General features: G+C 68.0%; 17 protein-coding genes. 13 read left to right on the forward strand and 4 right to left on the reverse strand.

Annotated features, from left to right (window positions below):
• The first annotated feature begins 7 nt into the window (after positions 1 to 7).
• The 5 genes from FHS74_RS05705 to FHS74_RS05725 all read left to right on the forward strand — a co-directional run bounded on the left by FHS74_RS05705 (position 8) and on the right by FHS74_RS05725 (position 7,774).
• The gene (locus FHS74_RS05705; RefSeq protein WP_184798389.1) at positions 8 to 2,176 is read left to right on the forward strand and encodes an amylo-alpha-1,6-glucosidase; all 2,169 of its coding nucleotides are present in this window, start codon (positions 8 to 10) and stop codon (positions 2,174 to 2,176) included.
• Positions 2,177 to 2,410: 234 nt separating this feature from the next.
• The gene (locus tag FHS74_RS05710) at positions 2,411 to 4,321 is read left to right on the forward strand and encodes an alpha,alpha-trehalose-phosphate synthase (UDP-forming) (RefSeq protein ID WP_184798391.1); all 1,911 of its coding nucleotides are present in this window, start codon (positions 2,411 to 2,413) and stop codon (positions 4,319 to 4,321) included.
• On the forward strand, positions 4,302 to 5,159 hold the full coding sequence (gene otsB / locus FHS74_RS05715; protein WP_211106140.1) for a trehalose-phosphatase: 858 nt from the start codon (positions 4,302 to 4,304) through the stop codon (positions 5,157 to 5,159). The genes FHS74_RS05710 and otsB overlap by 20 nt, the downstream gene beginning before the upstream one ends.
• A gap of 114 nt (positions 5,160 to 5,273) precedes the next feature.
• Positions 5,274 to 7,385, forward strand: a complete 2,112-nt coding sequence (locus FHS74_RS05720) for a sensor histidine kinase (RefSeq protein WP_184798395.1) — start codon at positions 5,274 to 5,276, stop codon at positions 7,383 to 7,385.
• Positions 7,382 to 7,774: a response regulator gene (locus FHS74_RS05725; RefSeq protein ID WP_184798396.1), complete on the forward strand. Its 393-nt coding sequence runs from the start codon at positions 7,382 to 7,384 to the stop codon at positions 7,772 to 7,774. The genes FHS74_RS05720 and FHS74_RS05725 overlap by 4 nt, the downstream gene beginning before the upstream one ends.
• Here FHS74_RS05725 and FHS74_RS05730 read toward each other — a convergent pair.
• Positions 7,759 to 8,928: an MFS transporter gene (locus tag FHS74_RS05730; protein WP_184798398.1), complete on the reverse strand. Its 1,170-nt coding sequence runs from the start codon at positions 8,926 to 8,928 to the stop codon at positions 7,759 to 7,761. The two genes, FHS74_RS05725 and FHS74_RS05730, sit on opposite strands and share 16 nt — an antisense overlap.
• Positions 8,929 to 9,198: 270 nt before the next feature.
• Here FHS74_RS05730 and FHS74_RS05735 point away from each other — a divergent pair, with 270 nt between their 5' ends.
• The 3 genes from FHS74_RS05735 to FHS74_RS05745 all read left to right on the forward strand — a co-directional run bounded on the left by FHS74_RS05735 (position 9,199) and on the right by FHS74_RS05745 (position 12,179).
• A complete protein-coding gene (locus tag FHS74_RS05735; protein WP_184798400.1) occupies positions 9,199 to 10,365 on the forward strand; it encodes an FAD-dependent monooxygenase in 1,167 nt (388 codons plus the stop codon).
• A gap of 28 nt (positions 10,366 to 10,393) precedes the next feature.
• Complete coding sequence (locus FHS74_RS05740) at positions 10,394 to 10,903, forward strand: cupin domain-containing protein (protein ID WP_184798402.1); 510 nt, start codon at positions 10,394 to 10,396, stop codon at positions 10,901 to 10,903.
• 112 nt (positions 10,904 to 11,015) lie between these two features.
• Positions 11,016 to 12,179, forward strand: coding sequence for an alpha/beta hydrolase family protein (locus FHS74_RS05745; protein WP_184798404.1), 1,164 nt, complete (start codon positions 11,016 to 11,018; stop codon positions 12,177 to 12,179).
• A 50-nt stretch (positions 12,180 to 12,229) separates the two neighbouring features.
• On the opposite strand, the gene FHS74_RS05750 is transcribed toward FHS74_RS05745, so the two are convergent.
• Positions 12,230 to 13,483, reverse strand: a complete 1,254-nt coding sequence (locus FHS74_RS05750) for a multidrug effflux MFS transporter (RefSeq protein ID WP_184798406.1) — start codon at positions 13,481 to 13,483, stop codon at positions 12,230 to 12,232.
• A gap of 323 nt (positions 13,484 to 13,806) precedes the next feature.
• On the opposite strand from FHS74_RS05750, the gene FHS74_RS05755 reads away from it, so the two are divergent.
• Both FHS74_RS05755 and FHS74_RS05760 read left to right on the forward strand, forming a co-directional pair.
• On the forward strand, positions 13,807 to 14,451 hold the full coding sequence (locus FHS74_RS05755) for a TIGR02466 family protein (RefSeq protein WP_184798408.1): 645 nt from the start codon (positions 13,807 to 13,809) through the stop codon (positions 14,449 to 14,451).
• Positions 14,448 to 15,191 carry a thioesterase II family protein gene (locus FHS74_RS05760; RefSeq protein ID WP_184798409.1) on the forward strand — a complete coding sequence of 248 codons (744 nt, stop codon included), beginning with the start codon at positions 14,448 to 14,450 and terminating at the stop codon, positions 15,189 to 15,191. Before FHS74_RS05755 ends, FHS74_RS05760 begins: the two co-directional genes overlap by 4 nt.
• A gap of 21 nt (positions 15,192 to 15,212) precedes the next feature.
• Here FHS74_RS05760 and FHS74_RS05765 read toward each other — a convergent pair whose 3' ends face one another.
• A complete protein-coding gene (locus FHS74_RS05765; RefSeq protein ID WP_184798411.1) occupies positions 15,213 to 16,754 on the reverse strand; it encodes a tannase/feruloyl esterase family alpha/beta hydrolase in 1,542 nt (513 codons plus the stop codon).
• 269 nt (positions 16,755 to 17,023) lie between these two features.
• Between FHS74_RS05765 and FHS74_RS05770 the strand changes: the two genes are divergently transcribed.
• From FHS74_RS05770 to FHS74_RS05780, 3 genes are read left to right on the forward strand one after another with little or no spacing between them, the layout of a single operon-like run.
• Entirely contained in the window at positions 17,024 to 18,328 is a 1,305-nt protein-coding gene (locus tag FHS74_RS05770; protein WP_184798413.1) for a CitMHS family transporter, read from the forward strand.
• 53 nt (positions 18,329 to 18,381) lie between these two features.
• Positions 18,382 to 19,731 carry an acyclic terpene utilization AtuA family protein gene (locus FHS74_RS05775; protein ID WP_184798415.1) on the forward strand — a complete coding sequence of 450 codons (1,350 nt, stop codon included), beginning with the start codon at positions 18,382 to 18,384 and terminating at the stop codon, positions 19,729 to 19,731.
• On the forward strand, positions 19,728 to 20,039 hold the full coding sequence (locus FHS74_RS05780) for an AtuA-related protein (protein ID WP_184798417.1): 312 nt from the start codon (positions 19,728 to 19,730) through the stop codon (positions 20,037 to 20,039). The genes FHS74_RS05775 and FHS74_RS05780 overlap by 4 nt, the downstream gene beginning before the upstream one ends.
• On the opposite strand, the gene FHS74_RS05785 is transcribed toward FHS74_RS05780, so the two are convergent.
• A complete protein-coding gene (locus tag FHS74_RS05785; protein WP_184798419.1) occupies positions 19,965 to 20,939 on the reverse strand; it encodes a LysR family transcriptional regulator in 975 nt (324 codons plus the stop codon). The genes FHS74_RS05780 and FHS74_RS05785 overlap by 75 nt on opposite strands.
• Between the last annotated feature and the right edge of the window lie 180 nt (positions 20,940 to 21,119).

The following is a 21,119-nucleotide window of genomic DNA, read 5'->3' on the forward strand; positions in this document are numbered from 1 at the left end:
GAATCCCATGGCAGTCCTTGATGAACGACAGCTGGACCCGGCGATCGGTCTGGCCGGCCCTGACGGCAGTGGTCCGCGGGAAACCTTTCGCCTGTTCGCGCTGAAGCATGGCGACTGCTTCGTCGTGGCCGACGCCCATGGCGACATCCAGGGACAGGGCGACGGCCTGTTCGTGGATGACACCCGTATCCTGTCCCGCTACCAGTTGCGCATCGCGGACAAGGAACCCTCGCTGCTGGGCGCCTCGCTCAGCGAGGACAACATCCTGTTCACCGCCAACAGCACCAATGTGCCCATGCCCGCCGCCGGTGGCGGCATGACCCTGTGGGGCGTCATCCATATCGAGCGCACGCGCATTCTCTGGCAGAACCGGATGTATGAGCGGGTGACCCTGTCCAATTTCGGCGGCAGCGACATCGTGGTACCGCTGGCCTTCATCTTCGCCGCGGATTTCCGCGACATGTTCGAGGTTCGGGGATCCACCCGCCCGCTACGCGGCCGTACGCATGAGGCCCAGCTCTCGGGCGATGGCGTGACGCTCAGCTATGAGGGGCTGGACCATGTGACGCGCCAGTCCAACCTGTCCTTTTCCCAGGCGCCCGACCGCTTGCAGGGCGATCGCGCCGTTTTCAACGTCACCTTGCCCACCCGAGGGCGGCATGTCCTGTACATCGAGGTGGGGACGGAGCGCACCGCCACGCCCAGCCGGGTGCGGTTCCGTGCCGCCGCCGTGCGGGCCCGGCTGGAGATGCGCACCAAGCGTCGGCGTGGCGCCAGCGTCTACAGCTCCGGCCGGGTGTTCAACGACTGGCTGGCGCGGGCCCAGGCCGATACCGCCCTGTTGACGACGGAACTGGCGACGGGGCCCTATCCCTATGCCGGCATTCCCTGGTTCTCCACCGCCTTCGGCCGCGACGGCATCATCTCGGCCTTGCAGATGATGTGGCTGAACCCCCGGTTGGCCAGGGGGGTCCTGGCCTTTCTCGCCACCCACCAGGCGACGGAGACGGCCCCCTTCAGTGATGCCCAGCCGGGCAAAATCCTGCACGAGACGCGCAAGGGGGAAATGGCGGTGCTGCGCGAGCTGCCCTTCGGCCGCTACTACGGCAGTGTCGATACCACCCCACTCTACATCTACTTGGCGTCGGTCTATGCCGACCGTACCGGCGACATGGCCTTCATCGACCAGTTGTGGCCGTCCCTTTGCGCCGCGGCGGCGTGGATGGAGGGGGCGGGGGACCAGAACGGCGACGGATTCGTCGACTATCAGCGCGCGGAGGAATCGGGCTTGGCCAACCAGGGTTGGAAGGACAGCTTCGACAGCATCCAGCATGCCGACGGTAGCCTGCCCGAGGGGCCCATCGCGCTTGTCGAGGTCCAGGGCTATGTCTATGCCGCCTATTGCGGCCTGGCGCGCCTGGCCACCCGCCGGGGAGAGGACGCGCAGGCCACCTATTGGCAGCAGCGGGCCGAGGCCCTGCGCCAGGCGGTGGAAACCCATTTCTGGATGGAGGACATGGGCTTCTACGCCCTGGCGCTGGATGGCAGGGGCCGGCCCTGCCGCGTGCGCGCCTCCAACGTCGGGCATCTGCTGTTCGTGGGCCTGCCCTCGCCGGAACGGGCGCAGCGGGTGGCCGACCAGTTGCTGGCCGGATCCTTCCACACCGGTTGGGGCATCCGCACGCTGGCGGATACCGAGGCCTGCTTCAATCCCATGTCCTACCACAACGGGTCTGTCTGGCCGCACGACACCGCGATTTGCGCCGCCGGTCTGGCCCGCTACGGCGTGCGCGCCGGCGTGGTGAGGCTGATGAGCGACACGTTCGAGGCGGCGGTGCGTTTCGGCATGCGCCTGCCAGAGCTGTTCTGTGGATTCCCGCGGGAACAGGGGGAAACGCCCATCGCCTATCCAGTGGCCTGTGTGCCCCAGGCCTGGGCGGCCGGCGCCGTTTTCATGCTGCTGCAAGCCTGCCTGGGCATCGAGGTGGATGGCTGGCGGGGCGAAATCCATGTCAACCGGCCCAAGTTGCCCATCGGTATCGATCAGCTGACGGTCCGCCGGGTGACGGTGGGGGAACACACCGTGGACCTTTCCTTCCAACGCGTCGGCGGGCAGGTCATCGCCTCCATCGCCGACCATGAGGAGGGGCTGGTGCCCCTGATCGTTCGCTCGTGACCGGCGGGGGCTGCTTGCGCGGGCCTAAGCGTTTTTGCTGTTCTGGCTTTATCCCCGGCGCCTTTTTTGGAACACAATCTCGACTCTAGAATTAATATAAGAATATTGAAGCGTTAACCAGTAGAAATGGCCGATACGCCTATATCCGTTCGGCCCGCGCGATATATGACCGGATATTCGTGATCATAATACCAGGTCATAACCTTCTTAACCGCTAGGTATGGGTGCATCACCATGATGGACATCGATTTGGGTGCGTTGCTGACGCAGGAGCCCGCCGCCGTCTACCTGGTGGGGGCCAGCCTACTCTTATCCGTTGCCGCACTTATCCTTTCCACCGCCCTGCTGCTGCGCTGGAGCCGCAGCCGGCCCCCGGCGATGGACGAGGCCACCATTCCCACGTATGAGGAAACCCGCCGTCAGGTGAGGGCGGCCCAGGCCCCGGCGGCTGAGCCCCCCGTGGCCGGCGCGCGCGCGGCCCATGTCGCCCGGCGCGCGTTGCGCTCCTCCTCTCCGGGCGAGGGCATCGCCACGGACCGTTTGGGGACCTGGACGCCGGACATGTTGCGCCACCTGCTGAAGACGGAACTGCCAGGCGCGCAGGTCATCGTTGTGTCCAACCGGGAACCCTTCATCCACGACCTGGAGGAAGGGGGCGGGGTCAAGCTGCGCGCGCCGGCCGGGGGGCTGGTGGCGGCCCTGGATCCCGTGATGCGCGCCTGTTCCGGCACCTGGATCGCCCATGGCAGCGGGTCTGCCGACCGCCTGACGGTGGATGGGGACGACCGCATCGCCGTGCCACCCGACAATCCGTCCTACACCCTGCGCCGCGTTTGGCTCAGCGAGGCGGAGGAGAAGCACTATTATTACGGCTTTTCCAATGATGGCCTTTGGCCACTGTGCCATGTCGCCTTCACCCGGCCCAGCTTCAACGCCGACGACTGGGCGGCTTATGAGGCCGTGAACCGCCGCTTCGCCGACGTGGTGGTGGAGGAGGCGCGGGACGAGCGGCCGGTGGTCCTGATCCAGGATTATCACTTCGCCCTGCTGCCCCGGATGATCCGGGAGCGGCTGCCGGACGCCGGCATCATCACCTTCTGGCACATTCCCTGGCCCAACGCCGAGATCTTCGGCATCTGCCCCTGGCGGGAACGGATCCTGGACGGCCTGTTGGGCAGTTCGGTGGTGGGATTCCACACCCAGTACTACTGCAACAACTTCATCGAGACGGTGGACCGCTTCCTGGAAAGCCGGATCGAGCGCGATGCCGCCGCCGTCACCTTTGGTGGCCACACCACCCACGTCCACGCCCATCCCATCTCCATCGAATGGCCGCCGGCGTCGCTTTCCCGCCAGCCGCCCGTGGCTGCCTGCCGCCGTGCCATCTTCGAGCGCTTCAACCTGCCCACGCATGTGAAGCTGTGCGTCGGGGTGGAGCGGTTCGACTACACCAAGGGCATCATCGACCGCTTCCGTGCCGTGGAGGAACTGTTCAAGCGTCAGCCAGAATGGATCGGCCGCCTGGTGATGCTGCAGGTGGCGGCCCCCAGCCGCACGGCGCTGCCGGCGTACCAGCAATGCCAGCGGGAATGCCTGGACTATGTGGATGAATTGAACGCCCGCTATGGTCGCGACGGCTATCAGCCCATCCACATGCTCAATGAGTCCTATGGCAAGGATGAGGTCTACGGCCTGCTGCGCGCCGCCGACCTGTGCATGGTCACCAGCCTGCACGACGGCATGAACCTGGTGGCCAAGGAATTCGTCGCGGCGCGGGAGGATGAGCAGGGCGTGCTGGTGCTCAGCAGCTTCGCCGGGGCTTCCAAGGAACTTCCCGAAAGCATCATCATCAACCCCTACGACACCTCCGGGATGGCCGACGCGCTGCTGCGCGGCCTGACCATGTCGCCTGAGGAACAGCGCGAGCGGATGCGCCGCATGCGCGAGACGGTGCGCGAAAACAACATCTACCGCTGGGCGGGCAACATGCTGCTGGACGGCGCCCGCCTCCGCAAACGCCACCATACCGCCCATGTCACGGCCAAGCTGGCCAAGCAGCAGTCCGGGCGCCACGGCCTGGGCCGCAACGTGGTGCGCCTGGTCGGCATGGGGAAGGGAAAGAACGTTGAGCCCAGCCATTACTGACAGCCCGCCCCCAACCGCCCCGGCGCCGGCCGCCGGCGACGGTTGGGCCCTGTTCCTGGATATCGACGGCACGCTGCTGGAACACCACAGGGACCCGACCGGGGTGGTGGTGGACCAGGACCTGCGGGACCTGCTGACCCGCCTGGATCGCCGCTTGGGTGGGGCGGTGGCGGTGATCAGCGGTCGCTCGCTGGCGTCCATCGACACTTTGTTCCAGCCCATGCGGTTGCGCGCCGGCGGCCTGTTCGGCATCGAGATGCGCCTGTCGCCGGCGGATCCGGCGGTCGCCGCACCGGAACCGCCGGCCCTGGCCGCCCTCGCGGCGCGCGCGCACGCGGAATTCGGCCATGTCCGGAGCATCGTCATCGAGCGCAAGGGGCCGGTGCTGGCCATCCATACCGGGCCGGCGCCCGGCACGCTGGACGAGGTCACCCGGTTGGCCAAGGCGGCGCTACCCGGCCTGCCCCCGGGCTATCGCATCGTGGAGGGCAATGTCGGGGTGGAACTGATGCCGGCCCAGGCACTGAAGGGCGACGCCGTGGGCCGCTTCATGGCGACGGAGCCTTTCAAGGGGCGCCGGCCCATCTTCATTGGCGACGACGTGCCCGACGAACACGCGTTTGAGAGCGTCCATAGGCTGGGTGGGGTCGCCGTCAAGGTGGGCCGGCCAGAGCAGGCGACGGCCGCCCCATACGCCCTGGCCGATGTCGCCGCCGTCCGCGCCTGGCTGGGCGACCCCCAGTTTCCGCTGCTGGACAGATTGGCGCGACAGGAGGGAAGGCCGCTGCCGGCGACGGAGACGCCGCCTCGTCTTTCGCGTATGGCGGGGCTTATGTGATCCAATGCACGACTTGACGGTCGCCAGGTGCCGCGCCACCGTCTGATGCTCGCCCAGGTTTAGCGGCCGTCCGGCGCGCATACCTCGGCGGTCCCTGCGGCGGAGGGCGGCTTCATGACCATTTCGGATTGGCTGCTGGACCCGTCCGGCCTGACGCCGCACGGCTTTTGCCTCAGTTGGCTGCCGGGTCTCATCTGGCTGCATGCCGGGTCGGATGCCATCATCGGCTTGTCCTATTTCTCCATCCCCCTGACCCTGGCCTGGTTCGTGCGCCGACGCGACGATCTGGCCTACCGCTGGGTGGGGCATCTGTTCGTGGCCTTCATCCTGGCCTGCGGTCTGACCCACATCCTTTCCATCATGACGCTCTGGGTGCCGGCCTATGGGGCGGAGGGCGTGGTAAAGGGGATGACGGCGCTGCTGTCCGTGGCCACCGCCGCCATGCTGTGGCCCCTGGTGCCGCGGGTTCTCGCCCTGCCCACTCCAGCGCAGCTGAGCCGCCTGAATGCCCAACTGAGCCGCACGATTGAAGAGCAGGAACGGACCGCCGCCTTGTTGCGCGACAGCGAGGCCAAGGTGCTGGCCGCCAATTCCGACCTGGAGCGCAGGGTGGCCGAGCGCACGGCGGAACTGAGCGCCGCCAATACCCGGCTGACGGCCGCGCTCGCCGAACGGGCGGCGGCGCTGGACGCGCTGGCCAGCAGCGAGGCGGAGTACCGCGCCAGCTTTGAGGCGGCCGCCGTGGGCAAGGTGCAGGTCAATCCGCAAACGGGACGGCTGCTGCGGGTGAACACCGCCTTTGCCGGCATGCTGGGCTATGACCCGGCCGAACTGGCCACGCGGGTGGATTGGTCGTCCCTGCTGTGGGCGGAGGATCGCACGGCCGAGGGCCTGGAATTCGCGCGCCTGCTGTCGGGCGAGATCAGCGTCTATGTGCGCGAACTACGGTTCCGGCGCCGGAACGGGTCGCCTGTCTGGGGCCGCGTGTCCGCCACCCTGGTGCGCAAGGCCGGCGCCCGTCTGCCGCCCCTGATGCTGGCGGTGGTCGAAGATATCGACACCATGCACAAAACCGCCCTGGCCCTGAGGGAAAGCGAGACCCGCCTGCGTCTGGCGGCGGAGGGCGCCAAGCTGGGCATCTGGGAAATGGACTTGGCCCGGGGCCTGTGTTGGGTGGACCGGCGCACGGCGGAGGTGACGGGCGGCACCCTGCCGGCGGAAACCTGGTTCCCCATGGCCGGCCCCGAATACGCCGCCTGGGCCGATTGGATCCACCCCGACGACCGGGAGGAGCGGGCGGGGGGCTTGCGCCTCTTGCAGACGGGGGCGGCGGAACTGGTCCAGGTGCAGTACCGCGTACGCCGGGCCGACGGGGATCCGGGTGGGGAGCTGGACACGGGCGGGGGATCGGATCAGTGGATCTGGTTTTCCCACCGCAGTGCCATCGTGGCGCGCGACCCCGTCACCTGGACGCCCACCCGCGCCACCAGCGTGCTGATCGACGTGACCGAGAGGGCAACGGCGGAGGCGGCGCTGCGCGAGGCCAAGGCGGATCTGGAAGTCGTGGTGGCAGAACGCACCGCGGCGTTGAAGCAGCGCGACCTGCTTCTGCGCGAGGTCTATCATCGGGTGAAGAACAATCTGCAAGTGATTGATGGATTGGTCATGATGCAGGCCGCGCAGTTGACGGACCCGAACGCGCGTCAGGCTCTGATGGGGTTGCGCAGCCGTGTGTATGCCCTGGGGCTGGTGCATCAGCAGTTGATGGCCTCCCCCGACCTACAGACCTTCGATATCGCACCTTTCCTGGATGAACTCGCCACCAACATCCTGCAGGCGGGGGCGGACGAGGGGGTGACGCTGGATATCGACGTCTGCCCGCTGACGGTCAATTTGGATTTCGCCATTCCGCTGGGCTTGCTGGTGACCGAACTGATTACCAATTCGCTGAAACATGCCTTCCCCAACGGGACCGGGACCATTACGCTGCGTATGCGGCCGCAGGGGGAGGGCGGCGTCCTTGTGGTGGTGGCGGACGACGGCGTCCCCTCACTGTCGAACGGACACGGGCCGGCGATGGCGGAGGAACCGGGCGGCTATAGACGCGGCCTGGGCGGCACCCTGGTCAAGGGACTGGTGGCACAGCTGGATGGAACAATAGCGATGCGGTTTGATAAAGGGACCCGGGCCGACATCCTGCTGCCCACACCGATGGTGGCGTCATGAATGCCCTGGAAGATTGCGTCCTGGTGGTGGATGACGAATTTCTGATCGCCGAAACCCTCAGCATCCAGATCCGTGATATGGGCCTCAAAGTGTGCGGCACCGCCGCCACCGCTGCCGAGGCCATCGCCCTGGCCCAGGCCAACCGGCCCCGCCTGGTGCTGATGGACATGCGGCTGAAGGGGGCCGGCGACGGCGTGGATGCCGCGCTGGCCATCCACGAACTCGTTGGTTCCAAGGTCATTTTCATCACCGCATCCCGCGAGCCGGCGACGCTGGAGCGGATCAGGACCGATCACCCCGCCGCCATCCTGTACAAGCCGCTGTTTGGCCGCCAGTTGCATACCGTGGTGCGGGAGGTGCTGGCCGCCGCCGATCAGGACTGCGCCTGATCATCGACCCGGCCCACCAGCCCGGCCGACAGGGGCACCAGCAGCATCAACCCGCTCAACAGGGTGAAGGCGGCCGGTAGGCCCAATCCCCGGGCGATGAAACCGATCAGCGCCGGCCCGCCCAGCATGCCGGCATAGCCGGTCGCCGTCATCCCGGCCACGGCCAGCGCCGGCGGCATCACCCGCTGGCGTCCGGCGGCGCTGAACAACACCGGCACCAGATTGGCCGCCCCGGCGCCGATCAGCAGGAAGCTGGAGAAGGCCAGGGGCGTCCAGGGGGACAGCAGCAGCACGGCCAGCCCGGCGATCGTCGCGACGCCCCCCCACAGCAGGACCCGCCGACCGCCCAGCATCGCCACCACGCGATCGCCGGTCAGGCGCCCGGTGGTCATGGCCAAGGAAAACAGGGTGTAGCCCAGGCCCGCCTGGGTGGGGGCGACGCCGCGCTGGTCGGTCATCAGCAGGGCGCCCCAGTCGAGCAGGGCACCCTCGGTCATGAAGGTGACCAGGGCCAGGATCCCCAGCATGATGACGATGCCGCGCGGTCGCACGAACAGGGGGGCCCGTTCCCCCTCCGCCGCGCGGGTGCGGAGCAGGCGGGGGGAGGCCAGCGCCAGCAGGACCAGGACCAGGGCCGCGCCCAACCAGGCGGCGGCCCAGGGCGCCAGGCCTGAGGCCAGCAGCAGTGTCATGCCGCCGGACCCGGCGAAGCCGCCGACGCTGAACAGCCCGTGGAAGCCGGACATCAGCGGCCGGTCGGCATCCCTTTCCACTTCCGTCGCATGCACGTTCATGGCGACGTCGAGGGTGCCCAGCGACGCCCCGAAGACCAGCAGCGCCGCCGCCATGCCCATCAGGGTGTCGACCGTCGCCAGCGCCGGCAAGGCCAATGCCATGCCCAGGCCGCCCACCAGGATGACGGGCCGCGTGCCGTAGCGGTTGCTTAAGGGCGCCGTCGCGGGCATGGCCACCACCGACCCGATGCCCAGGCAGAGCAGCAGCAGGCCCAAGGCCGCATCGTCCACGCCCAGGCGCGCCTTGGCGTAGGGCACCAGCGGGGCCCAGCAGGACAGGCTGAAGCCGGCGGCCAGGAAAGCCAGCCGGGTGGCCAGCCGCGAGGCCGGGCTGTTGGTGGAAAGGGAGAGGACGGTCATGTCTCTACGGGCTGGAAAGAAGCGTCTGGCCGCTGTCGACACGGCCCCATGCCATCGCCAGGGCCTCCCGGGCCGTCGACAAGTTCAGTTCCATACCCTTGCAACGCCTGCCCTCTTGGCCCCGAGACCGTCTGTTGCGCCAGCGATCCATTTGCCGGACAGGTTACAAGATATCTTCCAAATCAATTTTAACAATAGCTGAGGGGCTTCTAGGATCGGCGGTGACGTACCCCAGAGTGCGCACTAGGGAAGAAAACGGAGAAGTAGGCGATGCCTCAGTCCTCAGCGCGCGATGATCGCGCCCCTCAAAACCGGGCTGGGCGGCCCATCCTCGTCCTCGGCGGCGGCATCGGTGGCATGTCCTTCGCCATCAGCGCGCGCCGGGCCGGCTGGCCCGTGCATGTGGTGGAGGCCGACCCCAACTGGCGTGTCTATGGCGCCGGCATCACCGTGACGGGCCCCACCTATCGCGCCTTCCGCACCCTCGGGATCCTGGGGGATCTGAAGGCCCAGGGCTATCATGTCACCCAGGGCGGACGTCTCTGCACCCCCGATGGCACGCCCGTGGCCGACCTGCAGGACAAGCCCATCCAGCCCGACCTGCCGGTTTCCGGGGGCATCATGCGCCCCGATCTGCACACGGTGCTGGCCCGCCTGACGCGGGAAGCCGGGGTCACCGTCAGCCTGGGCCTGACCGCCACCGAATGGACCGATCATGGCGACCGGGTGGAGGCGCGGTTCAGCGACGGCAGCAGCGGCACCTATGACTTCGTGGTGGCGGCCGACGGCGCCTTTTCCAAGGCGCGGCAATTCCTGTTCCCCGCCGCGCCCAAGCCCGCCTATACCGGCCAGTATTGCTGGCGCGTGGTGGCCAAGCGCCCGCCCGAGATCGACCGCTCCCACTTCTTCGTGGGCGCGCCCGTGACCTGTGGCCTGGTGCCGGTGTCGCAGGACCTCATGTATATGTGGCTGCTGGAAAACGTCCCGGCCATGCATTGGGTGGATGAGGCCACGGCCTACAAGCGCTTGGCCGAACTGCTGGCGCCGTTCGGCGGCCCGGTGGCGGCGGTGCGCGAGAGCCTGGGCCCCGACAGCCTGGTCAATGTCCGCCCCCTGGAGGCCGTACTGCTGCCCAAGGAAAGCTGGTTCAAGGGCCGCAGCATCCTGATCGGCGACGCGTCCCACGCCACCACGCCGCACCTGGCGTCCGGCGCCGGCATCGCCGTGGAGGACGCCCTGGTCCTGGCGGAGGAATTGCAGCGCCATGACGACGTGCCCGCCGCGTTCCAGGCCTTCACCGACCGGCGTTTCGAACGCTGCCGGCTGGTGGTGGAAAGCAGCGTCGCCATCGGCAAGGCGCAGCAGGACCATGTATCGCCCGAGACCATGGGCGGCATGATGGCCAGGGCGCAGGCGGCCCTGCTGGCCGACATTTGATCCGCCCCATCCCTAGGAAATCAGAACCATGACCAGTGACTCTGGCTTGCCCCCCGTCCGCCGTGTGGTGACGGGGCACGACGCCGACGCCCGCGCCATCTTCAAGTCGGACGATGAGTTTCCGACCAAGCGCATCCCTTCCGGTGATGCCGCGTTCACGCTGATCTGGACCACGCCCACGGTTCCCGCCGACAACAACGATGAGACCGACGGCCGCCTGCGCGACGCCGGCCTCACCCTGAACCACGGGTCCGTCATCCGGGTGGTGGATATGCTGCCGGGCGGCACCTCCCCCATGCATCGCACCAACAGCATCGACTACGGCATCGTCCTGTCGGGCGAGGTGGAACTGGAGCTGGACGACGGCGCGAAGAAGACCGTGGGCGCCGGTGGCATCATCATCCAGCGTGGCACCATCCATCTGTGGCGCAACCCCAGCGCCGACACGCCCTGCCGTATCGTCTTCATCCTGATCGAGGCGCCGCCCTATCTGCACGACGGCCAGCCCCTGGCCGAAGACAAGCCGGAGCATAAGTGACGGGGCGCCACGGGCCATGGCCCGTGGCGCTTTCTCTAGGACGCGGGTGGACTGGAAACCGGGCAAGCCAAACCACCGGCTGGTGGCGCCCGGCCTTTGAGGATGAACAAGAATGTATGAGCCGTTTCCCGGAAACTACGTCTGGAACCTGTCCACCAACCTGGCGCTGATGTGCGGCGGCAATATCGGTGAGATCGACGCCGCCTGCCGCCCCATCCGGGAGGCGGCGGCGCGGGGGGAGGACGCCGGCACCGCCCGCTTTTTCGACAGCTGGCTGGCCGTGGCCCAGCAGGTGGAAAAAAACGCCGAGGCGGACGAGGCCGCCGGCCGCCTGCTGTCGGCGGCGGAGAAGTACGGCCGCGCCTCCACCTACTACCTGACGGCGGAGCGTATGCAGGCCCGCGACCACGCCCCGCGCAAGCAGGCGTACCGCAAGGGCCTGGACCTGTTCGCCAAGCGCGTCCGGCTGGGCCGCGAGAATTGCGAATTCGTGGAAATCCCCTACGAGGGCGCCAGCTACACGGGCCTCTTCATCAAGGCCCCCCCGGGGCCTGACGGCCGCCCGGCGCCCTGCCTGGTCAGCTGCAACGGCCTGGACAGCATGAAGGAGCAGATCTACTACGCCGGCAACGCCCAGGCCTTCCTGAAGCGCGGCGTGTCCACCCTGCTGATCGATCAGCCCGGCACGGGCGAGGCGCTGCGCCTGCGGGGCTTGCCTGGTGTCCACGACAGTGAGCGGTGGGCCTCGGCGGCGCTGGAGTATCTGCTGACCCGGGATGACGTCGACCCGCGGCGCATCGGCATGTTCGGCCTGTCGCTGGGCGGCTACTACGCCCCGCGGGCGGCGGCGATGGAACCGCGCTTCGCGCTGTGCGCCGTCATGGGGGCCAACCACAACTGGGGCGAAATGCAGAAGCGCCGCCGCCAGCGGGAGGGGGAGAACCCCGTGCCCCACTACTGGGACCATGTCATGTGGGTGTTCGGCAAGCCGGACATCGACAGCTTCATGGCGTGGGCGCCCGCCATGTGCCTGGACGGCGTGGTGGAGAAGATCCGGGTGCCCTTCCTGGTCACCCATGGCGAGGGGGATCGCCAGATCCCGCTGGAATACGCCCACCAGTCCTACGACCAGGCGGTGAACAGCCCCAACCGCCACCTGCATGTGTTCCGCGCCACGGATTTCGAGGTGGAGCATTGCGGCGCCGACAACGGCACCATCTCGCGCGACTATATCGCCGACTGGGTGGCGGAGACCTTCGGCTGCTCCGTCGGCTGATGCGGGGACGGGAAAGGGCGCCGGCTCCCGTCGGGCCGGCGCCCTTTCGCCTACTTGCCCATGTGGGGCCGGAACAGGCGAAATCGTTCCGTTATCAGAACGATGACCAGGGCGCCAATACCGCAACCCAGGAAGCCACCGATCAGGGGCAGGGTGGTGCCGTCGAAATGCTGGCTGATGACAAAGCCGACGAGGGCGCCCACCACGGTGCTGATGAAGCCCTGGACGGAGGCCGCGGTGCCGGCGATGGCGCCCAGCGGTTCCATGGCCATGGCGCCGAAGTTGCTTGCCGCCAGGCCGAAGCAGAACATGGTCAGCGCCTGCAGCGTGGTGAAGGTCACCAACTCCTCGCCGTGCCGGGCCACCGCCGTGTGGATGCCGGCGAACACGATGAAGCCCAGCAAGGCGGTGTGCGACATCCGCCGCGTTCCCACCCGGATGACCAGGCGCGCGTTCAGCAGGGCGGATACAGCCAGCGCCATGCCGGTCAGGGCGAAGATCAGCGGGAACAGGGCCGGCGCCTTGAACACGGTGTCAAAGATGGGCGGCAGGCTGTTGATGTAGGCGAACACGGCGCTCATCATCAGGGTCTGCGCCAGCATGTAGCCCACCGCCTGCCGCTCCGTCACCGTCTGGCGGGCGGCGGCCAGGATGCTCTTCACGTTAATCGGCCGGCGGTATTCCGGGTGCAGCGTTTCCGGCAGGCGGCGCCATAGCCAGACCAGCACCAGCAGGGCATAGACCGCCAGGCAGGCGAAGATGGCGTGCCAGGGGGCCACCAGCATGATCAGCTGTCCCAGGCTGGGCGCCAGGATGGGCACGGCCAGCAGGATGATGAAGGCCAGCGACATGACCCGCGCCATCTGCCGCCCGCCGTAGCAATCCCGAACCACCGAGACGACGACGATGCGGGTGGAGGCCACGGCCACGCCTTGGGCCACGCGGGCCGCCAGCAGCAGCCCGAAACTGGGGGCCAGCGCCGCCGCCAGGTTGCCCAGGGCATAGAAGGCGATACCCCACAGCAGTACGGGCCGCCGGCCGAAACGGTCGGAGATGGGGCCGTAGATGATCTGCGCCCCGCCGAATCCCAGCAGAAAGGCGGTGACGATCCATTGCCAGCGCGTCTCCTCCGTCACGCCCAGCGAGCGGCCGATTTCGCCCAGGGCGGGCAGCATGGAATCGGTGCCAAGCGCGTTCATCGCCATCATGGAAGAGACCATGAGGACGAATTCGGTGAAGCCGATGCCGTGATGGGGGGCGTTCCTGGGAACGTCCGGGGCGACGGCGTTGGGGGCCAACTGCATGGATCACTCCAGTGGGGCGCCGGCCGCGACCCTCGTCCCCCTGCCGGGGAGTTGGGTGATCGGGCTGGTCTTGTCGTTGAAACAGGCCGCCGGGCCAAGGGGATGGGTGAGGGAAAGCAAAACGGGAAAGCGGCCCCGGGGGTTCCCTTTATACCCAAGGGCATGGCATGCCGCCCATTGATTTCCCGAATGTGTCCATTCCTGAAGCCGTGATCGCTCAAACGCTTCCGGCATGGCGCCAGCCTTTGCCCGGGGGGAGACCTGGCGCCGGGGACTTACGCCGTCGTTGACGCGTTGGCGGCACCCGCGTTAAAGCCCAGGGCATGACCGACCAGACACCCCCTCCGGCCAGCGCCCCCCAGATCGAGACCCTGTTCGCCACCCGGCTGTACCGGGCGGAACTGGACGACATGCTGCCCCTTAACGAGGAGATGGCGGCCTGCTGCCTGACGGCGGCGGAGGATGACGGGGCGGGACAGCGTTGGTCGGACAAGCACGGTTACACCGGTTATACCAGCTACGCTTCGCTGGACGATCTGATTTGGCGTTTCCCCATCCTGAAGAAGCTGAAGGCCCAGCTGGACCGTCACGCCAAGGCCTTCGCCAAGGTGCAGGAATGGGACCTGGGCGCCCGCAAGCTGGAATTGGATTCGCTGTGGATCAATGTCCTGGATCCGGGCGGCTTCCACGGCTCCCACATCCATCCCAACAGTGTGATCAGTGGCACGTATTATGTTCGGGTGCCACCGGGCGCCTCGGTCCTCAAGTTCGAGGATCCGCGTCTGCCCTTCATGATGGCCGCCCCACCGCGCAAGGCGAAGGCTGACCGTGCCGTGCAACCGACCATCAGCCTGACGCCGCGGGCCGGCACCTTGCTGATGTGGGAAAGCTGGCTGCGGCATGAGGTGGCGCTGAACCGCGCGGATGAGGAACGCCTTTCCCTCAGCTTCAACTACGCCTGGCGATGACGCCGCGCTGGATCGCCGACCTGAACACGGCGCCACGGGCCAGCGTCCGGCTGTTCTTCTTCCCCTTCGCCGGTGGCGGCTCGGCCGCCTACCGGCCCTGGGCGACGGCGTTGCCGCCGAGGGTGCAGGCCAGCGCCGTCCTGCTGCCGGGGCGGGAAAGCCGGCTGCGCGAAGTCGCTCACAGCCGGCTGGAGGATCTGCTTGATCCCCTGCTGGCGGGATTGGCGCCGGCGTTGGACCGGCCGTACGCCTTTTTCGGTCATTCCATGGGGGCGACCATCGCCTATGAGGCCGCCCGACGGCTGGAAGCTGGGGGCGGGGGACCCGGTCACCTGTTCGTCTCCGGCCGCCAGGCGCCGGGGCGGCCCCGGTTGGCGCCGCCCATCCATGACTTGCCGCCGCCACTGTTCATCGCCGCCCTGCGCCGCTTGAACGGCACGCCGGCCGCCATCCTGGAGGATGCCGACCTGATGGCCATGCTGCTGCCCCTGCTGCGCGCGGACTTCGCCTTGTCGGAGACGTACCGGCCTCAGCCTGGCACCCGGCTGCGGGCGCCCGTCACCGCGTTCGGCGGCCAGTCCGATCCGATGGTGCCGGCCGATGATGTCGCCGCTTGGGAACAGGTCACCGATGGCGCCTTCACCATGGCGTTGCATGAGGGCGACCACTTCTTCCTCATGCCGCACCGTGACGCCATCGTCGCGCGTATCCTGGCCGATCTGGCGCCGTACGGGGCTTGATCCGGCGGTTGTCGACCATCCTCAGCGGCAGGTGAAGTTCGCCGCCTCGTCGGTGGAGCCTGTGCCGGTCCAATGGGCCACGGTGGGGTAGGGGCACAGGGGCCTGGTGCGCAACACAGGTGACGTGGGGTCGCGGTCGTCGGCGTGTTTGGCGGCCACCAGCCGGTCGGGTGCCTTGCCCTGTTCCACCCAGGTCCGCAGCGCCGTGACGGCGTCGAAATGGTTGGGGCCCGGGCCACCGAAGCAGTGGCCCATGCCGGGTGCCATGAACAGGCGGAAATAGTCGCCCAGCCGCACCCGCGCCTGGGCCGGGTCCTTGGTGCCGGCCACGGCGTGGTAATACTCGATGGGGTAGGTCTGGGCGTTCAGCTGGTCGGCCCAGCCCTGGCTCATGATCAGTTTGCCACCGCGGGCGTGGAAAGCCGACAGGTCCGGCGTGACCGCGGTGATGATGGGGCCGACCTTGCCGTCGGTCAGCGCCACGTCATGGTCGAAATCGAAGCCCTGCCAGCGCCACGTCAGGTCGTCGTAAACCATGTTCTGGAACAGGGGGATGACATAGGCCTCCAGCAGCTTGCCCTGCTGCAGGTCCCAGCCCCATTCGCTGCCCCGCGCCAGGCCGGGATAGATCGCCTCGCCCGTGCGCGGGTTGCGCGGACCGGCATAGAGCGCCTGCACGGCGGTGACCTGCGGCGGTGTCAGGCAGGCGGCGGTGTCGGTCCCGGGCGCGCATTGCAGGGCGGCGGGATCGAAGTGGCAGGCGCGCGGATCCTCGACCACGCCATCCTTGACGCCATCGGCGGCATCGCAGGCGGCCAGCACCGCCTGGTGCAGCAGTGTCAGCTTTTCCGGCGGCAGGGTGCTGGCGGGGTCCAGCAGCGTCGCCCGCGAACTCCACAGGAAGCTCATCATCAGGCGGGTGTAGTTCATGCCCGGCGCGCCGGCGTGGATGCCGTCATAGTCGTCGGGGAAATACTCCGCCTCCGCCATCGCCTGGGCGCCACCGGTGGAGCAGCCCTCGAAATAGGCGCGGGTGGCGCCGGTGCCGTAGCGGGCGCGGATGATGGCCTTGGCCGCCACCGTCATGCGGTGGATGGAGTTGTGGCCCCAATTGGCCAACTGCACCGGGTCATGCATCCAGTCCAGGCGGGTGCCGGGCTTGCCCTCCGCCGGGCCATGGCCGGTATCGGTGCCGGCCACGGCGAAGCCGGCCTGAAGCGCCGGCCCCATGGTGTAATAGCTGACGGCGCCGGCGAAGCCGCCGTTACCCACCCCTTGAAGGCGACCGTTCCACCCCGCCTGGGGCAGCCACATCTCCACCTTCACATTGGTTTCCGCCAGCGCCACCACGCGGCAGAAGGCCGGCAGATCGGGGAAGGTGACGGTGCCGTCCGGCGCCTTGTAAGGACCCGCCGGGACGATGTCGGCCGACAGGATGCGCGCTTCGGGCAGGGTAAGTCCGGTGAGGCCGGCGCAGTCGGCGGCATGCGCCGTGGTGGCGGGCAGTGCCCACGCTGCCATCAGGGCGCCGGCCGCCACCCCCATCCAGGTCTTCACACCCATCGCTTTCCCTCCCCGCTGCCCGCTTGCTTATCATGTCCATCGGGAATGCCACGGCCGGGGACGGGAAGGAATTAGATTAACTTTATGCGATTGATAGATTTTGATTATCGCTGGCGGCCCGCCCCTGATCGCGGTGCCCGCCGCCGGCATTCATTAAGTTTAACTATCATAAATATAGAACAAATCTATTTCCCTTATCGGCCTTCCCTCCCTCACCTTGGGCACGTGGAAGTGGCGCTGATGGGGCGTCGTGGGGAGGGGAACGAGGCATGCTGGCACTCCTGGGCTTCGGCACGGTCGTCGTCCTTTTCCTGGCCATCCTCGGCAACCGCCTATCACCCCTGGTAGCCCTGATCGCCGTGCCGGTGGCGGCGGCGCTGCTGGGTGGTTTCGGCCTGGGGACCAGCCGCTTCATCCTGGACGGGATCAAGGCCATCGCGCCGGTGGCGGGCATGTTCGTCTTCGCCATCCTCTATTTCGGCGTGGTCACCGACGCCGGCCTGCTGGACCCCATCATCGGCCGCATCCTGCGCCTGGTGGGCCACCGGCCCTGGCGCATCACCGTGGGCGCGGCCTTCCTGGCGCTGCTGATCCATCTGGACGGGTCGGGCGCCGTGACCTTCCTGGTGACCATCCCGGCCCTGCTGCCGCTGTTCGACCGGCTGGGCATGGACCGGCGCATCCTGGCCTGTGTCACCTCGCTGGCGGCGGGTGTGAACTTCCTGCCCTGGACGGGGCCCATGATCCGCGCCGCCGCCGCCCTGCACCTGCCGGTGTCCGACATTTTCCGGCCGCTGCTGCCGGTGCAGGCGGCGGGGCTGGTCTTCGTCTTCGCCACCGCCTGGTGGCTGGGCCGGCGGGAGGAGCGGCGCCTGGGCCTACCGGCGATGAATGCAGCCGGCGCCGCGCCCGTGGCCGACCGGCCGCTGAGCGCGGAGGAGCGGGCGCTGCGCCGTCCCCGTCTGTTCTGGGTGAACCTGGCGCTGACCATCACCGTCATGACGGTGATGGTCTGTGGCTGGGTGGATCCGGTGGTGATGTTCATGCTGGGCACGGTGGCCGCCCTGGTCCTGAACTACCCCGACGTGGCGGAGCAGCGCCGGCGGGTGGACGCGCATGCCAAGGCGGCGCTGATGATGGCCGGCATCCTGCTGGCCGCCGGCGCCTTCACCGGCATCATGCAGGGCAGCGGCATGCTGACGGCCATGGCCGGCGCCGCCGTCGCGGTCATGCCGCAGGGCATGGCGGGCCACCTGCCGGTGATCCTGGGCGTGCTGTCCATGCCGCTCAGCCTGTTGTTCGATCCGGATTCCTTCTATTTCGGTGTCCTGCCGGTCATCGCCTCCGTCCATGGCAGCATGGGCGGTCAGCCCGTGCACATCGCGCAGGCCGCCGTCTTGGGGCAGATGACCACCGGCTTTCCCGTCAGCCCGCTGACGCCCGCCACCTTCCTGGTGATCGGGCTGACCGGCATCGGCCTGGGCGAGCATCAGAAATTCAGCATCCCCTACCTGTTCGGCGCCACGCTGTTGATGACGGTGGTGGCGGTCGTCCTGGGGGTGCTGCCCCTTTGAACCCGACCCTGTGAGGGCCGGCGACCTGTCTTTGTGACCAGGAGGCATCCGCGTTGAAACGCGTCAGACTAGGCACCGGGGCCGGCTATTCCGGTGACCGTATCGAACCGGCGGTGGAATTGGCCGAGGCGGGGGACATCCGCTATCTGGTTTTCGAATGCCTGGCGGAGCGCACCATCGCGTTGGCGCAGTTGGCCAAGCGCCGCGACCCCGCCGCCGGCTTCGATCCATTGTTGGCCGATCGCATGGCGGCGGTGCTGCCGGCGTGCCGCCGCAATGGCATCACCATCATCACCAACATGGGTGCCGCCAACCCGCACGCCGCCAGCGCGACCGTGGCGGCGGTGGCGCGGTCCCTCGGCCTGGGACCCCTGCGCATCGCCGTCGTCACCGGCGACGACGTGACGGAGGTGGTGCGCGCCCGCCAGGATTTGACCATCGAGGAAACCGGCGCCGCCGTGGCCAGTCTGGGCGACAGCCTGGTGTCGGCCAACGCCTATCTGGGGGCCGAACCCATCCTGCGGGCACTGCGGGATGGGGCCGACGTGGTCATCACCGGCCGGGTGGCCGATCCGTCCCTGTTCCTGGCGCCGCTGATGCACGAGTTCGGCTGGGCGGCCGATGACTGGGACCGGTTGGGCAAGGGCACCTTGGTTGGCCATCTGATGGAATGCGCGGGCCAGATCAGCGGCGGCTACTTCGCCGACCCTGGCTACAAGGACGTGCCCAACCTCGCCCGGCTGGGCTTCCCCATCGCCGAGGTCACGGCGGATGGCGCCGCCACCATCACCAAAGTGGCGGGCAGCGGCGGCCTGATCTCCGGCGCCACCTGCCGGGAACAGCTGCTGTATGAGGTGCATGACCCCGCCCGCTATCTGACGCCCGACGTGGCGGCGGATTTCAGCGGCGTGACCATCGCCGAGTTTGGGCCCGATCGGGTTGGGCTGGCGGGGGCGGGCGGCGGCGCCCGCCCCGCCAGCCTGAAGGTGTCGCTGGGCCACAGCGACGGCTATATCGGTGAGGGCCAGATCTCCTACGCCGGGCCGGGGGCGCTGGCCCGCGCCCGCCTGGCCCGCGATATCGTGGCGGAGCGGTTGCGCATCATCGGCCTGCCCCTGCGCGAGGTGCGGCTGGACCTGATCGGCGTGGACGCCATCCACGGGCCGGCGCTGTCGGCGGCGGCGCCGGAACCCTATGAGGTCCGCCTACGCGTCGCCGGCCGCACCCACACGCTGAAGGATGCGGAGCGCATCGGCAACGAGGTGGAGGGGCTGTACACCAATGGCCCGGCCGCCGGCGGCGGCGCCACCAAGACCGCCAAGGAGGTCATCGCCGTGGTCTCGACCCTGATCCCCCGCGATCTGGTCAGCCCCCAGGTGCATGTGATGGAGGTTCAGTCGTGAAGCTGCGCGAACTCGCCCACTCCCGCACGGGGGACAAGGGCAACACTTCCAACATCTCCGTCATCGCCTACCGGCTGGAGGACTACGCCCGGCTGGAGGCGGCGGTGACGGTGGAGCGGGTGCGCGGCCACCTGGGCGCCCTGGTACGGGGTGAGGTGGTGCGCTACGCCCTGCCGGGGCTGGGCGCGCTGAACTTCGTCCTGACGCGCACGCTGGGCGGCGGGGTCACCCGCTCACTGGCCCTGGATGCCCATGGCAAGTGCCTTAGCTCCGCCATTCTCGACCTGGAGATCGAGACACCCGCCTGATGCCGGCCGGCATCCGGTGACGGCGGCCAGCAGGGCCTTGGTGAACTCCTCCACCGCCGGCAGCAGCGAGCTGCCGCGGCGCTTGATGATGACGATGCGGCGGACGAAGCCGACATCGTCGATGGGCCGGGTGGCGATGTCGGTGAAGCCCCGGATCTCGATGGCCGACGCCGGCAGGATGGCCAGGCCCAGACCGGCGCGCACCATGCTGACCGCCGTCGACATGTATGTGGCCTCGCAGGCCGGGGTGGCGATGGACCCGGCGGCGGCGAACGCCTCGTCCACCAGGCGGCGCACGCTGGTGTCCTTGTCCATCAGCACCAGCGGGAACTGCGAGATGACCGGCACCGTGGCCTGCGGCAGGTCGCCGGCCGCGTGGCCCTGGGGATAGACCAGAACCAGGCGGTCCTCGCACACCTCGATGGTGTCCAGGTCCGGCTCGTCCACGCCGCCCACGCCGATGCCGAAGTCCACCTCGTCATTGCGCACCATGGCCAGCACGCGTTTGCCCACCGCATCCTTCAGCACGAAGGAGACGCGCGGGTTGCGGGTGCGGAAATCGGCGATCAGGGCGGGCAGGGGGCCGGCGGCGAAGCTGGGCAGGACGGCGACGCGGATGGTGCCGCGCGGCTCTTCCGAGAATTCCCGGATGTCCGCCATGGCGCTGTCGAAATCCCTCATCAGGCGCTGGAACACCGGCAGCAGTTCCTGACCCACGCGCGTCAGCTGCACCGAGCGGGTGTTGCGGTCGAACAGCTTGAGGCCGATCTGGTCCTCCAACTGGCGGATGCGGATGGTGAGGGCGGGCTGGGAAATGTTCAGGGCGGAGGCGGCCCGGGTGAAGCCGCCAAGTCCAACCACCGCCAGGAAGGCGCGGATTTGCCTGAGATTGACATCCATATAATTTCCTTATCATACGGCCCCATTCATCACAATCCATGGCGGATGGTTGTCGTCACGGGGTCATGACAATTGCATTTATAAGAAATCCATATTAATGCATGCAAAAAACAAATTTTACAAATCTGTCTCATCTCACAATACTCCCCATGAATAGAGAAAGGCGATGCTGCCGTGGGG

This window comes from Nitrospirillum iridis, from assembly GCF_014205765.1.
Classification (GTDB): Bacteria; Pseudomonadota; Alphaproteobacteria; order Azospirillales; family Azospirillaceae; genus Nitrospirillum; species Nitrospirillum iridis.